This window comes from Leisingera aquaemixtae (assembly GCF_019801145.1).
GTDB classification, from domain to species: Bacteria; Pseudomonadota; Alphaproteobacteria; order Rhodobacterales; family Rhodobacteraceae; genus Leisingera; species Leisingera aquaemixtae_A.
The window spans coordinates 148,649-165,158 of sequence record NZ_JAHVJQ010000010.1; the positions used below are offsets into that span (position 1 = coordinate 148,649).

At 60.8% G+C, this 16,510-nt stretch carries 17 protein-coding genes; 7 read left to right on the plus strand and 10 right to left on the minus strand.

The features are described 5' to 3' along the window. Window positions 1–12: 12 nt before the first annotated feature. The 7 genes from KUW17_RS19650 to KUW17_RS19680 form a co-directional block, all read right to left on the minus strand. The gene (locus KUW17_RS19650) at window positions 13–816 is read right to left on the minus strand and encodes a metal-sulfur cluster assembly factor (RefSeq protein ID WP_222481996.1); all 804 of its coding nucleotides are present in this window, start codon (window positions 814–816) and stop codon (window positions 13–15) included. Window positions 817–820: 4 nt separating this feature from the next. Then, the gene (locus tag KUW17_RS19655; RefSeq protein ID WP_222481997.1) at window positions 821–1,846 is read right to left on the minus strand and encodes an amidohydrolase family protein; all 1,026 of its coding nucleotides are present in this window, start codon (window positions 1,844–1,846) and stop codon (window positions 821–823) included. An 82-nt stretch (window positions 1,847–1,928) separates the two neighbouring features. After that, window positions 1,929–2,303, minus strand: coding sequence for an MmoB/DmpM family protein (locus tag KUW17_RS19660; protein WP_222481998.1), 375 nt, complete (start codon window positions 2,301–2,303; stop codon window positions 1,929–1,931). Window positions 2,304–2,326: 23 nt separating this feature from the next. Continuing rightward, window positions 2,327–3,388 (minus strand): aromatic/alkene monooxygenase hydroxylase subunit beta, encoded by a 1,062-nt coding sequence (locus tag KUW17_RS19665; protein ID WP_222481999.1) that lies wholly within the window; start codon window positions 3,386–3,388, stop codon window positions 2,327–2,329. A gap of 45 nt (window positions 3,389–3,433) precedes the next feature. Next, the gene (locus tag KUW17_RS19670; protein ID WP_222482000.1) at window positions 3,434–4,492 is read right to left on the minus strand and encodes an NADH:ubiquinone reductase (Na(+)-transporting) subunit F; all 1,059 of its coding nucleotides are present in this window, start codon (window positions 4,490–4,492) and stop codon (window positions 3,434–3,436) included. 72 nt (window positions 4,493–4,564) lie between these two features. Continuing rightward, a complete protein-coding gene (locus KUW17_RS19675) occupies window positions 4,565–6,229 on the minus strand; it encodes a methane monooxygenase (RefSeq protein ID WP_222482001.1) in 1,665 nt (554 codons plus the stop codon). Window positions 6,230–6,818: 589 nt separating this feature from the next. Then, the gene (locus KUW17_RS19680) at window positions 6,819–8,063 is read right to left on the minus strand and encodes an RNA polymerase sigma-54 factor (protein ID WP_222482002.1); all 1,245 of its coding nucleotides are present in this window, start codon (window positions 8,061–8,063) and stop codon (window positions 6,819–6,821) included. Window positions 8,064–8,143: 80 nt separating this feature from the next. Here KUW17_RS19680 and KUW17_RS19685 point away from each other — a divergent pair, with 80 nt between their 5' ends. After that, on the plus strand, window positions 8,144–9,112 hold the full coding sequence (locus KUW17_RS19685) for a hypothetical protein (protein WP_261397294.1): 969 nt from the start codon (window positions 8,144–8,146) through the stop codon (window positions 9,110–9,112). Here KUW17_RS19685 and KUW17_RS19690 read toward each other — a convergent pair. The 3 genes from KUW17_RS19690 to KUW17_RS19700 are packed head-to-tail and all read right to left on the minus strand — an operon-like array spanning window position 9,109 to window position 10,736. Further along, complete coding sequence (locus KUW17_RS19690; RefSeq protein ID WP_222482003.1) at window positions 9,109–9,288, minus strand: hypothetical protein; 180 nt, start codon at window positions 9,286–9,288, stop codon at window positions 9,109–9,111. The two genes, KUW17_RS19685 and KUW17_RS19690, sit on opposite strands and share 4 nt — an antisense overlap. 20 nt (window positions 9,289–9,308) lie before the next feature. Beyond that, window positions 9,309–10,445 carry a WD40 repeat domain-containing protein gene (locus KUW17_RS19695; RefSeq protein WP_222482004.1) on the minus strand — a complete coding sequence of 379 codons (1,137 nt, stop codon included), beginning with the start codon at window positions 10,443–10,445 and terminating at the stop codon, window positions 9,309–9,311. Next, window positions 10,446–10,736 (minus strand): hypothetical protein, encoded by a 291-nt coding sequence (locus KUW17_RS19700; RefSeq protein ID WP_222482005.1) that lies wholly within the window; start codon window positions 10,734–10,736, stop codon window positions 10,446–10,448. A gap of 50 nt (window positions 10,737–10,786) precedes the next feature. Between KUW17_RS19700 and KUW17_RS19705 the strand changes: the two genes are divergently transcribed. The 6 genes from KUW17_RS19705 (at window position 10,787) to KUW17_RS19730 (ending at window position 16,478) form a co-directional block, all read left to right on the plus strand. Further along, window positions 10,787–11,059, plus strand: a complete 273-nt coding sequence (locus KUW17_RS19705; RefSeq protein WP_222482006.1) for a hypothetical protein — start codon at window positions 10,787–10,789, stop codon at window positions 11,057–11,059. Between the two features lie 341 nt (window positions 11,060–11,400). Beyond that, window positions 11,401–12,237, plus strand: a complete 837-nt coding sequence (locus tag KUW17_RS19710) for a GNAT family N-acetyltransferase (protein WP_222482007.1) — start codon at window positions 11,401–11,403, stop codon at window positions 12,235–12,237. Between the two features lie 359 nt (window positions 12,238–12,596). Next, window positions 12,597–12,950: a hypothetical protein gene (locus KUW17_RS19715; protein WP_222482008.1), complete on the plus strand. Its 354-nt coding sequence runs from the start codon at window positions 12,597–12,599 to the stop codon at window positions 12,948–12,950. Between the two features lie 717 nt (window positions 12,951–13,667). Next, on the plus strand, window positions 13,668–14,204 hold the full coding sequence (locus tag KUW17_RS19720) for a DUF4129 domain-containing protein (protein ID WP_261397295.1): 537 nt from the start codon (window positions 13,668–13,670) through the stop codon (window positions 14,202–14,204). Further along, window positions 14,201–15,532, plus strand: coding sequence for a hypothetical protein (locus KUW17_RS19725; protein ID WP_222482010.1), 1,332 nt, complete (start codon window positions 14,201–14,203; stop codon window positions 15,530–15,532). The genes KUW17_RS19720 and KUW17_RS19725 overlap by 4 nt, the downstream gene beginning before the upstream one ends. Further along, on the plus strand, window positions 15,522–16,478 hold the full coding sequence (locus KUW17_RS19730) for an AAA family ATPase (protein WP_222482011.1): 957 nt from the start codon (window positions 15,522–15,524) through the stop codon (window positions 16,476–16,478). The genes KUW17_RS19725 and KUW17_RS19730 overlap by 11 nt, the downstream gene beginning before the upstream one ends. The last annotated feature ends 32 nt before the right edge of the window (window positions 16,479–16,510 follow it).

Below are 16,510 nucleotides of genomic sequence, written 5' to 3' on the forward strand. Positions count from 1 at the left end.
TTTTTCGGCGAGTTATCCTCGCGCGGCGAGTTCTTCCCGAGACGGCACGCGGCCTTCGATGAAGTCGATCAGCGTCGGACCATCGGGCCCGATTTCGACCTCCTTGTAGCGCGTCCTGGCGAGCCCCCGGCACAGCGCCCCGTTGAACTCCATATTGATCCGCGTGCCGCGCAGCTTGGCGAGATGTGCCCTGAGCTCATGCGGAGCGATCTCGTCTCCGTCCCATGAGGGAAAGGCGAGGTCATGCGGCTCGGACGCCAGACCCTGAGCCACCAGCAGATCCAGGTAACGCGGCAATTGCCGCAGCTCCTCTTCGCCGCTGAAAACCACACACCGAAGCTGGCCAAGGGACATTGAGACGATATCTTCTGCGTCATGCCCCAGCGCCTGCAATCCAAGCAGCACGGTTTCCTGACGCCGGTCGAAGGCCTTGGCGAGGAAGGTATCGACCACCTCGTCGAGTCGCGCACCGTCGCAGTACTTGGCGAAGATATGGTGGTATGCACGGCCACTATTGACGCCTTCGTTGACCTTTTCACCGAAGCAATGATCGTTCAGCTGCACCTCGGCCTCGACAACCCAAGGGATCGACGTCACCTCCTTCCGGATACCGAAGGCCATAAGGAAGGCGAAGTTTGGCGAGCACCAATAGGTAGGGAGCCGAAACTCTACCCGCACCTTCCTCGCGTCCGTGACCTCGATCCGCTCGACGAAGCCCATGTCGGTGATGGGCTCATCAAGCTCCGGGTCTGTCACTGCGTCGAGACATTCCCAAACTTCGGTTTCCAGCTCTGCTTTGAGATTGGCCACCAGCATCGCCCTACTCCGCCGCGATCTGGACAGGGGAACCGGCCAGTTCGGCCTTCTTGGCGTCCACGTCGATGTTGTAGAGCTTGGCCGCGTTCAGCCCGAGAATCTTCTCTTTCACGTCGTCGGTCAGCTGCACGCCGCCGCGTTCGGCCGAAATATCCTCGGGGATCTGATAATTCCAGAACTTTTCGACCAGCCACTGCGGCGTCCAGATCGCGTAATCCGAGCCAAACAAAAGTTTGTCTTCGCCGATCCACCACAGCAGTTCCGCAATCACCTCACCGAAGTAGCGCGGGCGCGAATGGATGAAGGGCATTGCCACCGCCAGGCCGCCATAGACGTTGGTTTCCTGGGTCGCAATCCAGCAGAAATCGTCGAGCCGCGGCAGGCCGCAATGTTCAATGATCCAGTTGAGGCCCTGGAAATCGGTGGCGGCGTGGTCGACGTCATGAACGTCGAAAGCATCCTTCGACAGAGGGATAATCGTCGGCCCCTTGTGGACGTGGATGTTCTTGATACCCAGCTTCTCGCACAACTCGAAGCACTTATAGGCTGCCGGATCGTCCAGCGCCCAGCCCTTGCTGTTACCGTTCCACTCAGCCGTGTACATCTTCACGCCTTTGATATCGAAGTTTTCCTTCATGTAGTGGATGTATTCCAGCGCCTTTTCGCCATCGCGGGGATCGAAGCTGCCGTTAACGATGAAGCGCTCCGGGTGGCGTTTGGCCATCGACGACGAGCGTTCGATCGAAGAAAACCCGTTCTTGTAGAAGTCGTTCAGATAGGTCGACTGGATGATTGCCATGTCGTCGGGTCCGTCGATGAACAGGTCGCGATATACGTCGTCCTCGGAATACTTCTCGAACCTGGCCTTCTCCCAGAGCTGGTCCTCGGGGCTCAGGTTGGTGTGATAGGCATAGAAGCAGTCGATGAACTGCTTGCCGTGGATATTCGCCTGGTTCTCGGGGCTGCCGTCCCAGAAATGGGTATGCCCGTCGATCACGAAGATCTCTTTTCCGTCCGGTGTTTTGAACATGGTGTCCTCCCTTGCGTTGGCTGAGATGTTGGGGGCTCCAGGGCCTTGCGGGTGCAGCGGCACCGGAGCCTTCAGAGGCCGATCAGATGTATTCCATGACCTCGTTCATGTCGCCGAACAGGATCACGGTATCGTCGTCGACCCGGACCATCCGCCCGTAGTGGGTCGAGGTGTTGACTTCGAAGGTCTCGGCGGTCATCTCGCGGCCCAGGTACTCGGTGATCTCGCTCATCCTGAAGATCAGCTTGCCCTCGCCATCGATCCGGATGGTCGCTGGGTTGTAGGTGATCGTGACCTTGGGGTCGTTTTCCTCCATGAACTCGGCGATGGCGCGGGCCTCGACGCTGTCGTTCATGGTGACGCCGCATTGGTGCGAGACCTCACGTGTGCTCAGGTCGATGTCCTTCATCGATTTGAAGATGTTCTGGTTGGATGCATTGCGCGCTGTGCTAGACATTATTCCGTTTCCTTTTCAGAGAGTTACGACAGGCCCAGCTCGGCGATGATTCTGCCAAGGCGCTCTTGCGAGACGGCTTTGACGTCCTCGAAAGAGATCGGCTTGGAATGCGGCTGTGACCAGATCGGCTGAAGTGCGGCAGCGGCCTTTTCAGCCAGGCCGCCGTGCTTGGCGAGCCAGGCCTTGAAGAGCGCGCGGTTGTGTTCACCATGCTCTTCGTCGTGCGCCAGCAGGTAGATCAGATCGACGGTGTTGGCGAGGTTGCGCTCATAGTCAGCTTCGGCGGCGGAAATCACCGGCGGGGTGATAAAGTCGTTGTTGGCCGCGGCCGCCTGCATGAAGAAGCCCGAGCGGATCAGCTCGCCCACCATCGGCTCAAAGATGATGTTGATAGCGAAATACTGCTCGAGGTAGTCTTCCGAACCCATAATCGTTTCGATCGCCTCGCGGCAGGGCTGCCAGATGGGATCTTCCAGCCACACCTTCTTGCCCAGGGTGTCATCCCAGCCTTCGATGTCCATGCCGATCTCGGCCAGGTAGAGCGTGATGTCCTGGGTCAGGCGCATCTTGTAGGAGGAATTGGTCAGCGTGGCGTTGTTGATCATCTGGGTATAGCCGTAGCGCTGCGCCTGCATGAGCGAGGTGCCGAGGCCGAATTCGGCGTGTTTCCACGCGCCCAGGTGTTTTTGAAGGATGGTCTGCCAGTTCTTGTCGAATACCTTGTGCGCGCCGGCCTTCCGGGCGTTCGAGATCACGTTCTGCACCATGGTCTCGATCTTCGACTGGCGCTGGTAGTGGGTCCGCTCCCATTCCTGGTCAGGCGCACGGAAAGCGTGCCAGTTCGACGACAGCGCCGCTGTGTTGTCCTTCCGGTAGGCACCGCCGCCCTTGCCCCCCTCGAACTCGATGATCCAGTTCTGGATCAGGTAGCGTTCGGGGTCGGGCTGGACGTCGACGGTGACATCCTCGTAGTGGGTCGCCCGCTTACCGCGCGGTTCGAAGTAATTGTACTTGCGGCTCTTGGAACCGACGAATTCCGCGGCACCGGCGGCACCGGATCCGACTGAGCTTGATGTTGCTGGCATGATTGCCTCCCTTAGGTTTCGTTCACGTCACGAGCGTTCGGGCCGTCAGTGGCCCGAAGAACCGGACGTGGGCGTGAACTTGTCGTAGAAGATGCGGTCGGTATCGAAGTCGTGCATGAAGAGCACCGGCGTCAGAGCGTCGATCATCGGCGGCGGGCCGCAGGCATAGACATCACCCTCGCCGTCGATCCCCAGCTCGCGCAGGTGCGTATCCACGTATTCATGCACGAAGCCGCGCGCACCGGCCCATCCGTTGCCCTCCTCCTCATGGCTGAGGACGGGGATGAATTCGACATTGGGATGGGCATCGGTGATGGCGCTTATCTCGTCGAGCTTGAACAGGTCGTCCTGCGTGCGAGCACCATAGTAGAAGTAGATCGGACGATCTTCGCCACTGGCCACCTGGTCATTCAGGATTGACCAGACCGGCGACATGCCCGAGCCGGCACCGACGAGAATCACGGGTCCTTGCCGCTCTTCGCGCCGGAAGCACATGCCGTAGGGGCCTTCGATGCTGACTTTTGCTCCGGCCTTGATGCCGCCGTCGTCGAGTTCGTTGCTGAACCGTCCGTCGGGGTATTTCTTGATGATGAAGCCGAGTTTTTCGGTTTCGCTCGGCGGATTTGCCATGGAGAACGAGCGTGTAATCTCCTCCCCTTCTTCGGTTTTGACCGTGATGTCGACATATTGACCCGCCCAGAATTTCAAAGGCGCATCCAGTTCGATCTGGACTCCGCGAATATCATGGGTGAGCTTCTGGAAATCGGTGATCCGGCCGGTGTACTGCTTGACCGGGATGCTCTTGGACAGAACCTCTTCGTCGTAATTCAGCAGTTCAATCTCGAGATCGCTGAGCGCCAGAGAGCGGCACATCAGAATATGACCGCCGTCCTTTTCCATGTCGTTGAGCGCGAAGGTCGAATAATTCTCCATCTCGGTCTCGCCGTCGAGCTGGACGCACTTGCAAGCCGAGCATTGGCCCTCTTTGCATCCATGCGGCAGCGCGATGCCCTGGCGAAAGGCGGCGTCGAGGATGTATTCACCGTCCTCAACCTCGAACTCCACGCCGACCGGCTCAAGGCGCACGTTGTAGATGTCCGTCATTGTTGTCTCCTCCCTCTCCCGTGCTAGCGGGGGGTGCCGGGGCCGCTCTCGCGGCCCAGGCAATGGTCGTGATCAGTTGCAGGGATTGATAGTGAAGCCTGCACGATACTCGGCGATGTGCGCTTCGCGATCGCTGGGCGACATGGCGCGCAGCGCTTTCAGCGGCGAAGCCAGGGTGTGGCCGCGGACATGCTCCAGCTTCCACATGTCCTTGTTGTCGAACCGCAGGTGCGGCTGTGGCACCAGGGTTTCACCGTCTTCGCGGACAAAATTGAGATCCTTGATGGCATCAGCCAGGTCCCAGCCGTCATAGACGGTTTCCCATTCACGCTTGCCCGAGAACTTGCCCATCGCCGGGGTCGGCCGGCCCTGGTATTCGTCCGAGAAGGCCTCGACCGCGGTCCAGCGATCCAGCTCGTGGGCGAAGGTGTGCAGCTGCCCGTCGATCTCATCGACCACCATGTCTTCGCGGATCAGGCAGGGCACGAGGCAGGACCAGCAGCGATGCGGATAGACGTAGCCGGTTTCCTCATTGAAGGTGACGACCTTCTCGCCCGGCTTTGACAGTTTTGCGTACCACTTCCAGAACTCGCCGAACTCGGCGTACCAGCCCGGGTACTTGTGCTCGAACCACTCGAAGTCCTTCTCGGTCTGGGCTTCGATGCGCCAGAAGTTGACGGGCCAGCCGACGGCAAAGAACTGGGCGACCTTATGGACGTAGTTCTTTTCGGTGATCCTCTTCCAGGCTTCCTGGACGTCGTCGTGGTGAACCTTCACGCCATATTTTTCGAGCGGCAGCATGTAGGTCCGGTAGTAGTCTTCGAAGATCCACCGGTGCCACATCTCCGCATAGGATTCCTTTTCCTTGTCGCGGTTGGTTGTGCCGTATTCGATGAACGTGCCGATGGCGGCGTCAACGATGGCGTGGTTCTGCCAGAAGGCGTAGCGCAGGTCGCGTTCCAGCAGAAGATGGTTCTCCGGCTCCTTCAGCGCGGCCATCAAAAGCGAGTGGCCGTTGCCGATGTGACGGCTTTCATCCGACTGCACCGACAGGAACACGGTGGGCAGCGCATAGTCACCATTCCGCGCTGCCTCGGACGGCATAGCCACGAAGAGCGTGTTGGTGAAAGCGGTTTCCGCGACCACGGTCAGGTACATACAGGCGGCAGTCATGGTGTCGCCGGTGATGAACCCTTCGCCGAACTGGCGGCCGATGGTAGTGGCATAGCACTTGCCGAAGGCTTCCTCGGTAATATCGAAGCCCGCCGGGTCAATGTAGTTCTCCATGTACCACTTTTTCAGGTTCATCTGGATCGTGGAGTGGCGGAATTCATCGACCATCTGCATGGTGAAGCCGGTGCGCAGATCCTCGCCGGGAGAGATCCGTGCGACCATTGCCATCGCGCGGGCGGCCGAGATTTCGGGAAAGGGAATGATTGCCAGGAACAGCTTCATCCACTCGATCCAGCGCGGCTCTACATTGCGGAACATGTCGCCGCGCAGCGCCGCGTCGAGCGCGCCGTAAACACGGTTGTCCTTTTCCTCTTCCATCGGGAAGTAGGAGCGCAGGACCTGTTTCATCGGGTCGCGCGGGGCCTTGGTGATCTTGTAGTCAGTCGGGAAGGTGGCGGCTTCCTGGACGTAGGACGGATTCCATCCGAGATCGGAGATCTTCTTGGTGGCCTCCCCTACCGAGATACCACGTTGGGACGTGATCTTGTTGAGCGTCAAAGTCATGCCATGAGCCTCCTTAAAGCTCTGGCGCCAGTCGCCCGGCGCCCGGTTGGCGGCTTTTGCCGTTTCGGTTTGGCGCCCCTTGAGGCACCGGTTCTCGGCAAAGGTTGAGAAGTTTGACACGCCCGCTGCATCGCGGCGGCGGCTGGTCTCTCTCCCTGTCCTTCGTTCTTTGAGCGTCCTGTCCGGGCGCTGGCGTCTTGTGGTTCTCTTCAGGCAAGGCCGGTTCCAGAATTCGGCAGACGCCCGAAGTTGCGCAGAAAAATTCACTACCCGACTGATTTTGAATATTATTTTTCGATAAGTTCTTCGCGGGACAATTTGCTTGAGGCCGACGCCGGTGGAGGCCTTTGGACAGATTGTCGCAAAACGTTACAATCGCCGTTTCAGGAATTTTACGCTTCGTTACATCTGCTGAAACACCTGCGTTATACCCCCCGGACCGAGCGCCCAGAAAGCACCGCACCTGTCAGGGCAAACCTCTGAAATATTTTGGATCTTCTGCATTGCAGCATGCCGGAAACCTGCGGGTCTGCGACCGCACGCGGATGCCTGCTTCTGTGGAGCAGTACAGCGCCGAGGGGTTGCTGTGTCAGGCCCGCAGCCGACGCTTCGCGGCGGCGTGGATGCCGATGTCCTGCCGGTACTTGGACACGACACGGCGCGACACCGCGATCCCTTCGGACTGCAGAATGGCCGTCAGCCGCCGGTCGGACAGCGGCTTCTTCGGGTCTTCGCCGGCCAGCAGCGCCCGAATGCGCGCCTGGACTTGCGGCTTGGACTGGGTAGCCTGGGCCGACGCCGTGCCGGTGAACAGGTTGCGCGCGAGAACAATGCCGTTCGGACCTTCGATCAGCAAACCGTTCAGCACTCGGCTGACGGTGCTGAGGTGAAATCCGGTTTCCCGCGCAATCTCGGACAGCGTCATCGGTGCCAGCGCGCGATCGCCAAAGCGGAAATAGGTGCCCTGGCGCTCCACGATTTCGCCCACCACCTCTTTCAGCGCCGACACCCGCATATCGAGCGCATGTTTCAGCGCCCGCGCCTTGGCCAGCGCTTCACTAGCCTCGCTTGCGCGACCACCCCGCGGAAGCTTGGCGATTTCGATATCCCCCTGCCAGGACGACAGAAATTCGATCTCCCAGCCCTCGCCTGACGGCGTGATCCGGACATCGGGTTCACGTGTAAGCGTCGGATCCGAGACAAAGGCGCTGCCCGGTTTCGGGTCGAGCCGACGGAGCAGCGCGAGGCAATCCTGCACCCTATCCCGCGACAGTTCGGTCGCCCGGACCAGTGCCGCCGGGCCGCCGCTTTCCAGCGCAGGAAGATGATCCAGCACCATCTCCATGTCCTCGGTCATCACGTCCTGGTCTTCCAGCTGCAACCGCAGGCAGTCTATGAGATCGCGCGCGAACAGCCCCGCCGGGTCGACGCGTTTCTGGACTACTCGCAACGCGGTTTCCACCAACTCCCCACTCAACTCCAAGCTTTCGGCAATCTCCGCCGGTGCGCGCGCCAACCAGCCCGACGGCTCAAGTTCCGCAATGAGCGCGGTGATGAGTTTTTCCATCAACCCGCCCTGACCGATCAGGCCGGCCAATTCGCGGAACACATGATCATAAAGGCTGTTTGCCTGTTCCACCGCGGTCATTTCCAGCACATCCGTGGCGCTCATCCCGGCGGCCCGGCGCTGGCGCAAAACCAGCATCGGGTTCGCCTGCGCCTCTGCGGCCAGATGCTCATCGAGTTCGGCCGCAGACATCTGCAAAAGGGTCACGACCTGACCCAGCCGGAACACTTGGCTGTGTTTCACTCGCAACTGAGTCTTCAAAGGCATGGCACCGCCTCCTGCCCGGACAGCCGACAAAACGCTGGCCCCGAGGCCAGGCGCCGCGCTATCCTGAGAAAAAGAAACCATTGAAAAGCAGCAAGATGAGCCCGCATTCCCCCAACGGTGGCATTATCCCGCTCGACGGTGCCGCGCCGGAACTGTCCTATCCGGGCGTTTCGCCCCAGCTCCTGGCACGGGTGCGGCAACTCTGGTCCGCCGCCGGTCTGGATTTCGACCATGGCTGGCGCGTGGGCCTGCGCAGCCTGCCGGGGTTTCGCGCTCTGCCTCGGGTCGAGGCGGCGCCCGCCAGCACCGATGTCGACCTGGTGTTTCTCTACGATCAGGCGGTGCTCTGGGCCCGGGCGCTGCATGAGGCCGCGGCTATCGGACGTCAGCACCAGACCGACGGGCTGAACGCGGCGCAATGGCACGGGCTGGCGGCGCTCTCTGCCCGGTTGACCGAACAGCTTGCAGCCTTGCGCCTTCTGGCGCTGACTGACCTGCCGATGCCCGCGATGCAAATCGCCCGGTCGCTGTCGGAAGACGTGGACATGGCACTGGTGATCCTGATCCGCCGCAAACTGGCGGAGCGTTTCGCCGCCTGCCGCAGCGCAGAGGAGGCCAGCGATTTCTGGCGCCGCCACATTGCCGGGGGCCGTGCCTTCCGCGCGATTTCCGAAAAGCTCTATGAAGTGGGCATCGACTATTCCGACGACACCGATTACGCCAAGTGGCGAAAATCGGTACTGACCACGCTGGGTGCGGCGGTCCACAGCAACGCGCTCAAAACCGAAGCGCCGCGGCGTCAACAGGGCGCAGTGCTGGTGAATGGGGACAGCCTGCATTTTGCAACCTTTCGCATTCATGAGCTTTGTGCCTTTTCGCAATTGCTTGAACCCGACTTGACCGGCGCACTCGCTAAGGCGGCAAATTCCACTCCCTCGGCCAACCCGCTTGCCGCGCTGGCCGCTCCGATGAGCAAAATCATCATCAATCAGATTCAGAGCCTATCGGCGCCGCCCGCGAACACACCGAAGACAGCCAAACACCACTAGTGTTGCAAGTCTTCGGGTTTGCCGAGCCGGTTTTCCGCCACCCAGCGCGCGGCCAGAACCAGCGCGCCAGCGGCAAAATCCTTGCCGTGTTCCTCAACCATCTCCTCCGCCACCTTGGCGAGTTGCTGAAAAAAACGGTCCTTGCTTTGTTCTTCGGCGGATAGCGCTTGTGTCATTGATCTCCCTCCCTGGGCATTTATTTGAACATGTTCTTGGGGAAGGTGGCGATCGACAGGCTGCCGTCCTCCCCGCCGATAGCCAGATGCGCGCCGTCGTCGGACCAGGCCAGCGCAGAAACCGCCGCTCCTGTGCCTTCGCGCACCAGCATTTCATCCGGGTGTCCGATGCGGCACAGCATGACGAGGCCAGAGCCGTAGCTAACCGCACAGAGATCCCGCTTGGGATGCACCGCCACCCAGTCGACAATCGTCAGCCCCGGCTTTCCGGTCTCGATCGGCGCACCGGCGTAGTCTCCGAACGGCAGGTCCGGCAAGGACCACCCCACAACCCGAAACGCGCCCGAGGCGATGACCGCCTTGGCCTTGCCGCTAAACTGCGCAGACAAAACCGGTGCCGGGAAATCGACGATCCGGTCCGATGCGCCCAAGGTCACATCGACCAGTAGCACTGCCTTGTCTTCGCAGCCCGCCACCAGCCAGCGCTGGCAGGGCGACCATTCGAGGCACAGCACCTTGCCGTCGCAGATGATCTGCGCCTGGCAAGTCATGTCTTCGGTACGGACGATGCTCACCTGACCCGCACCCCAGCAGGCCAACAGGGATTCATCGCCAGAAACTGCAATCCGGGTAGCGCCGTGATCCAGCTTGATACCCGCCACCTCAGCCCCGCCGGTTTCGGCCACCAGGGCCAGGCGTGTCCCATGCGCTACGGCCACCTGGCCAGAGCGGGAAAGGGCTGCCAACGCAGTGACCGCGTCCTGGCGCGCCGCATTCATCGCCAGGGTCTGACCTCGCGCGGTTGCGCGCCACAGGACACCCGTTTCGGCATGGGGAAAGGCAAAGCCCTGATCACCAAGTCGGCACATTTGCACATCAGCGCGCGCCACGGGCGCCTCGCTGAACACCGGCGGCGGCAGCGGCTTGGACCGGGGTCGGATGCTCGACCGCCCGGTATCGGCCTCAACCCGCACCCGGCTGTCCGGGCTCTCGGCGTCCTGGACCGAGACAAAGGCAATTTGACCATCGGCCAGTTGCGCGGCCAGGGACGTCCCCTTTGCATTGAACTGAAGCGCGCGCACCTCGGTCTTCACGTCCCATGTTCGGGCGATCAAGTCGAAAAGCGTCATTGCTTGCGGCGGCTTGTGCTGTGTCATTCAGCTTTGCTCCTTCATCGCTGCTCCCAACTCCTCGTCCAGGGCGGAAAGCATGGCTTCTAGCCGGTTGATCGTTTCAGTGTTTTCCTTGAGCGCCGCGTCGTTCTGCGCCTGCGCTTCCTCGTGGGCGTGGTCTTCGACCCCGTCCCGCACGTCCTTCATGTCGAGTACCATCAGGCCGCTGGCCTTCTGGTTCAGCCGCAGCTGTTCGGTATTGGCCTGGGCGATCGCCTGGATGGTCTTTACCCGGTCCATAAGGATATCGCCGGTTTTGCGTGATTGACCTGTCATGGGCGCCCCCTGTAAACCGGCGCCGGTTTTCGCAGCGAAAGGCAAATCCGATGACAGATCCCGCCGATCTCCGCTTTTTCCGGGCGCTGAAGGATGTTTGCAGCGCCGCCGAAGGTGTCGGCCGGAGCTGCCGCGACGCCATCGACCGCGCGCTGGAAACTGGCGATCCTCTGGACATGCAGGCGGCGCGCAAGGCCGTTGAAAACCTGAACGATCCTCTCAAGAGCGACCTTCTCCGGCAGGTTCATCTGCGCATGGTCAGCGATCTTTCCGCGATCTGGGACTTCCTGCCCGGGGCGCCGGACTCCGGCCGGCCGAACTAAAGCCCCCAGTGATCTGTTGCGCTGCCTGCTTGAGATTTTCTGCATTGGCCACCCTCCCACGGGCCCCGTTTTTCCGGGTGGCACACAGGGTATCCGAGCGGCACGTTGACGCAATCAGAAAGGGCCGGAAGCCGCGTTTTTCTGCTGTTTCCGCGGGCCGTTCCGAAAATGTGTAAAATTGCGTTACGTTTTGCGCGCCTCTGTGTAACAGCCTGTTTCGAAGCCTATTTCGCCGCGCCGCAGAAAATTTTTCCGAACATGATAAGCATCCGAATCACTGGCTTGATTTGGGTGCCTGTTCTGCGCTCATCTGGCAGGGAACCGCAGCCGGACAACACGGGATGATGGATAGTCTTCCTGACATTCTGACCAAGGGCGACCTGCGCCTGCGCCCGTTGATCGCGGCGGACCAGACCGTTGTCAGCCGGCATTTCAACGATATCCGCGTCGCCCGCTGGCTGGCCGCGGTCGCCCAGCCTTTCGGGCCCGAGGCAGCGCGCCAGCTTCTGGCCCATGGCGCGCATCCCGGCGAGAACCTGCGGATCATCGAATACCAGGACAGGGTGGCGGGCGGGCTCTGCATCGGTGCATCACTGTGGTACTGGCTGGCACCGGAATTTTGGCGCCAGGGTCTGATGCGGCGGGCGCTGAAACTGGCAATTACGGCCCGCTTTGCCAACGCTGGTCCGCCCCTGATCGCCACGTGTCATGCAGATAATACCGCGTCGCGCGCACTTCTGACCGGACTTGGATTTTCACTTTGCCCCGCCGCACGGCGCATGTTCTTTCACGGCACGCAAACCTCCGAGCCTTGCCTTGACTACGTCATGGCGCCCGAACAATGGCACCTGCTGCATCCCCCGATATTATTGGCAGGCAACCTGTCGCTCCGCCCGGCCCGGCAACAGGACGCTCCGACGCTGGCGCGCATGCTGCCGACGACCAAGTCCGCCCACTGGCCTGAGAGCGAAGCCCTCCCCGGCTTCATCGAAGAGCATCGCTACCGCGGCCCTGGCCAGGGCCTGTTCGTGATTTCCGACGACAATCGCCGCAGTGTCGGGATGGTTCTTCTCACCATAACAGGCCCGCACCTGTGCTTTCTGTCGGAGGCAGAGGATATCCGTTATCGTGTGCAGGTCATGGATGGCCTGGCCAGCGCCTTTGCTGCGGGGGCTTGAATTGATCCGGGGCTGACCAGTGTATCAACTCCGGCACGTCAGACTGTAACTCCCGGAACGTATCGCAACAGATCAGCGGCAGCTTGGCCCTGAAGTTCTGCTACGCGCCCGCGTAGTTGGAAATTTTTTCTCTAAAAAAACCAATCCGAATCTGACGGTTAAGATTCTCCGAAATCTGTCTCACCGAGTTTTCTTCAATCTGGAACCGTGATTGCACGACGTTTGCCGTAACCACGCGCGTTTCACGGCTCCGCGGCAAGACTTGTTCACGCATTGCAACGCCGGGATATGGGTACCCAGGCCACGCTTTGCCACTTTCGCATCAGGAGACGCCGCGTGCGGCATCGGAGGATCGAAGAATGATGTATCAACCCGATCTAATCACGGAAACCGGTCCATTGCAGACCCGGTGGCGCGGACCGGAAGACAGCAATCGTCTCGATTGTGAAACCGGGGTTTTACTGCGCATGGTTCTGGAACCGGTATTTCGGCAATCCACCAGTTGGGCTGGCCTGCGCCGCCGGCTTGCGGGCAAAGGGTTCGACTTGGGCTTCTACTTAGGTCGGCTGGTTCTGAACGACCGAGAGAGCGGCGCCCGTATCTGTTCCTGCAAGTTCCTGGGTTACCCTTTGCGGGTGCTAACCAAGCGGCTGGGCCGGGCCAAGGTTGCTGCGATACGCAACGGCAACGGCCTCGGCCTGCTGTTGGACTGAGATCCAAACACCATGCGGCCCGCTTATCCGAGCCCGACGGTTTGGCTTCACTTTGCCAAGCTGCGGCGCGGAACAATCGCCAATGTGAGAACCGCCTGAATGTCGGCAATCAGCTTCGGTGCATGCCTGCCGTCATTCACGCCTGGCGCGACGGATGACCGGAACGAGCCCACACCGGAAGTGCTGAAAATTTGCTGCGCACGCACGCAGTGCGCCAATCCGCTGCGCTGCCGAATTTCTACTGTATCCGGTAGGAGGAAATGCGGACATTCCGGCAGCTCTCAGCATTTCTGAGACCAGGAACTCTCACTGACGGGATGGGGTGGATGGCTCCTGTTCGGTCGGTGTCGCAAACCGGCGCTCGTGCTAACCTGGCGAATGCCCGGTTGGAGCAAAAGTAACGGTCGCGGCGGTTTGTCTTAACGTCGGCCGACCGCCTGCCGGCGGTCTGTCATCAAATGCTGTACACTGCGATCTGAATACATGTATCGATTGATCGCGTAAAACGGTTCATCTATCCACATTCACATGATTTCTATTATTAGACTGCTCTTCTTTGCCAGCTTTTTCGCAATGCCTCATTGGAGTTCTGCGCAGCAGTTTTCCGAGACGCCGCCGGAGATTGGGGAGAGCGGGAGGGCGTATCTGCAGGCAATCAGGTTCCGCGGCATAGATGCGGATGTCGCATATTTCGACCCTTCCAACCCGCCGCCTCCGATGGAGACCGGGCAGGAACCAAAGGCGCCGGCTGAGCAGCCTGACCGGAAAACCGAATGGTCACTGGGCAGCATAGACATTGCGGCCTTTGTGATTTCTGCCGCGGTGCTGCTGGCAATTGCCTATGTCTTTACCCGTTTCGGCGGAAGCATCTCAGTCTCGCTGGGCCGGGATGCGGGGAACATTGCGCGGGAACGCGGCGGGATAGCACGCGGCAGTGGAACTTTGGCCGCGGCAGCGCCAAGCAACCTGGCCAGCATTCTGAGTCTTCAAGACCGGCGGGAGGCCCTGGTTCAGCTGGCCCAGTCAGCACTGGCGTCAGCGGTTTCAGCAAATGGTGTGCTGCTGCAGCGCAGCTGGACGGCGCGCGAAGCCTTGCGGCACCTGCCGGCGGAGCAAAGTTACATGAGCGCGCTGCACAGCCTTGTTCACGCCAGCGAACGGGTGCATTTCGGCGGCAGGGACGTGAGCGAAGAGGAATTCCAGTCGCATGTCGCAGACATCCGGCTGTTGCTGCAGTCTAAGGTCCGTGCATGAGCCTGCGCGAACCTGGCACACCCCAGAACAGGCTGCGGCTTGAAACACTGGCGATTGCTGCTTTTGGAGCGCTGCTCCTCTTTGTGGTGTTCTACGCCCTCTCGCAGCGCCAGCAGGTACTGAGGGCGTCTCCCTCCGGGTTCGATGGGTTGCAGACCTGGCTCGCATCCGAAGGCGTAAGCGCGCAGAGTTTTCTTGGCGGCTGGCAGGTTGACCAGAACTCGGTTGGGCTGCTGCTGCTGCCGCTTTACGACACTGTACCGGACAGCCCCCGCAGCCATCCTGCGACCAAGACCGAGCTGCTGTTTCAGCAGGACGAATACGATCTGGAAATGGAGGCAGTTCTGGAAAAGACCCGCCGGGTGCAAACGCTTGCGGTGCTACCGAAATGGCGCAGCGGCATGCGTCTGGCAGGCGTTGCCCATCCTGTCCTGCTGAACGACCGCTCTGCGGCGGAAAAGCTGCTGCAGGCCATGACCGGGCAAACCGGCGCAAAGATAGTGGATGCAGGCGTGCCCTTCAGCGACTTCAGCTATACAGCGGAAAGCGGCCAAGCGATGTTTGCCCGGGTTTATGCGGCGCAGATGTTCACGAGCCCTGGCTGCACGCCGTTGATCGGTACGCAGGACGCAATGCTGCTGGCGGACTGTTCCGTGTCCAAGGGCAAAGCGCTCAGCAAGACAAAGGGCATGCGGCTTCTGTTGCTGTCCGATCCCGATCTATTGAACAATCACGGGCTTCGCATGGCTGACAACGCCGCAATTGCACGGGATTTGCTGGCAGCGCGCGCCGGCGGGCGCAATGTAATGATAGACTACAGCCGCGGAATGTGGCTGACCGATCCGGACCGCGGCGTGCGCCGCGAACGCAGCTGGGCCGATCTCAAACGCTTTTTTGAGCCGCCGTTTAACATCCTTTGGCTGGGCGGGTCACTGACACTGGGTCTTTTCGTCTGGCGTTCCTGGCTGCGCTATGGCCCGGTGCGCCACGAGTCCGCAGCCGCCAGCAGCGGCAAGGCGCTGGCGCTTCAGGCACGGGCCCGGCTGATGCGGCTTTGCAACCAGGACGGAGCCTTGGTCAGCGATTATGCACATGCCAGGCTGGCGGCTACGGCAGCGGCGCTGTTTGGCCCTGCGCATTCCCGGCACTACGCCGAGCCTAAGGCGTTTTTGGGATATGTCGCGCGCCGCCATCCCGGGCGCGCGGCCGCTCTGGAGAGCGTCCTGACAGCAATTCAAAGCCTCCAACCGCGGATCTCGCCGGCGGAGGCAATCCAACATGTTGATGAACTTGAAGCGCTATTGGAGCAGATAATCCATGACACTTGAAACTCTGCAAAGCCGGTCCGATGCTCTGAGGTCCGAGATCGGGAAAACCGTTCTCGGACAGAAAGAGGCGGTGGACATGCTCCTGATCGCGCTGTTTGCGCGCGGCCACGTGCTACTGGAAGGCCCGCCGGGCACCGCCAAGACCTTGCTCGCCCGCAGTTTTGCAGCCGCTATGGACCTGGAGTTCGGGCGCATCCAGTTCACGCCCGACCTGATGCCAGGCGACGTCCTGGGCACCTCAATCTTCAACTTCCAGACCAATGAGTTTGTACTAACCCAGGGGCCGGTCTTTACTCAGGTTCTGCTGGCGGATGAAATAAACCGGGCTCCTCCCAAGACCCAAGCGGCCCTGCTGCAGGCGATGAACGAACGCACCGTCAGCATTGATGGCACCGACCATTCGCTGGGCCGCGAATTCATCGTTGTCGCAACCCAGAACCCGATCGAGCAGCAAGGGACCTATCCTCTGCCCGAAGCGCAGTTGGACCGCTTCCTGTTCAAGCTAGAGATCGATTTCCCGCCGGAGAGCGTCGAAATGGCCATTCTACGCCAGCACGCCGGGGCGCCAATGGAATCCGGGATGGAGACCAGCGGCCTGGCAAAAACCCTCGATGCTCAGGCCCTGGCCGACAGCCGGGCGTTGATTGACGGGATCATTCTGGACGACGATATCCTAGCCTATATCCTGCGCTTGGTCCGTGCCACGCGGGAAAGCTCCGAGATTGCCTTTGGCGCATCGACCCGGGCCGCCGATGCACTGGCGGCGGCGACCCGGTCGCTGGCGGGACTGAGCGGGCGCGATTTTGCCATCCCCGACGACGTCAAGCGGCTGTTTGTCCCGGCGCTGCGCCACCGCGTTGTTCTGGGGCCGTCGGCCGAGATCGAAGGCCGCAGTTCCGCTATGGTGCTTGAAAACATCCTCAACCAGATCGAGGCCCCCCGCTGATCCGCCCTTCGCCCCGACTTCTGATTGCCTCC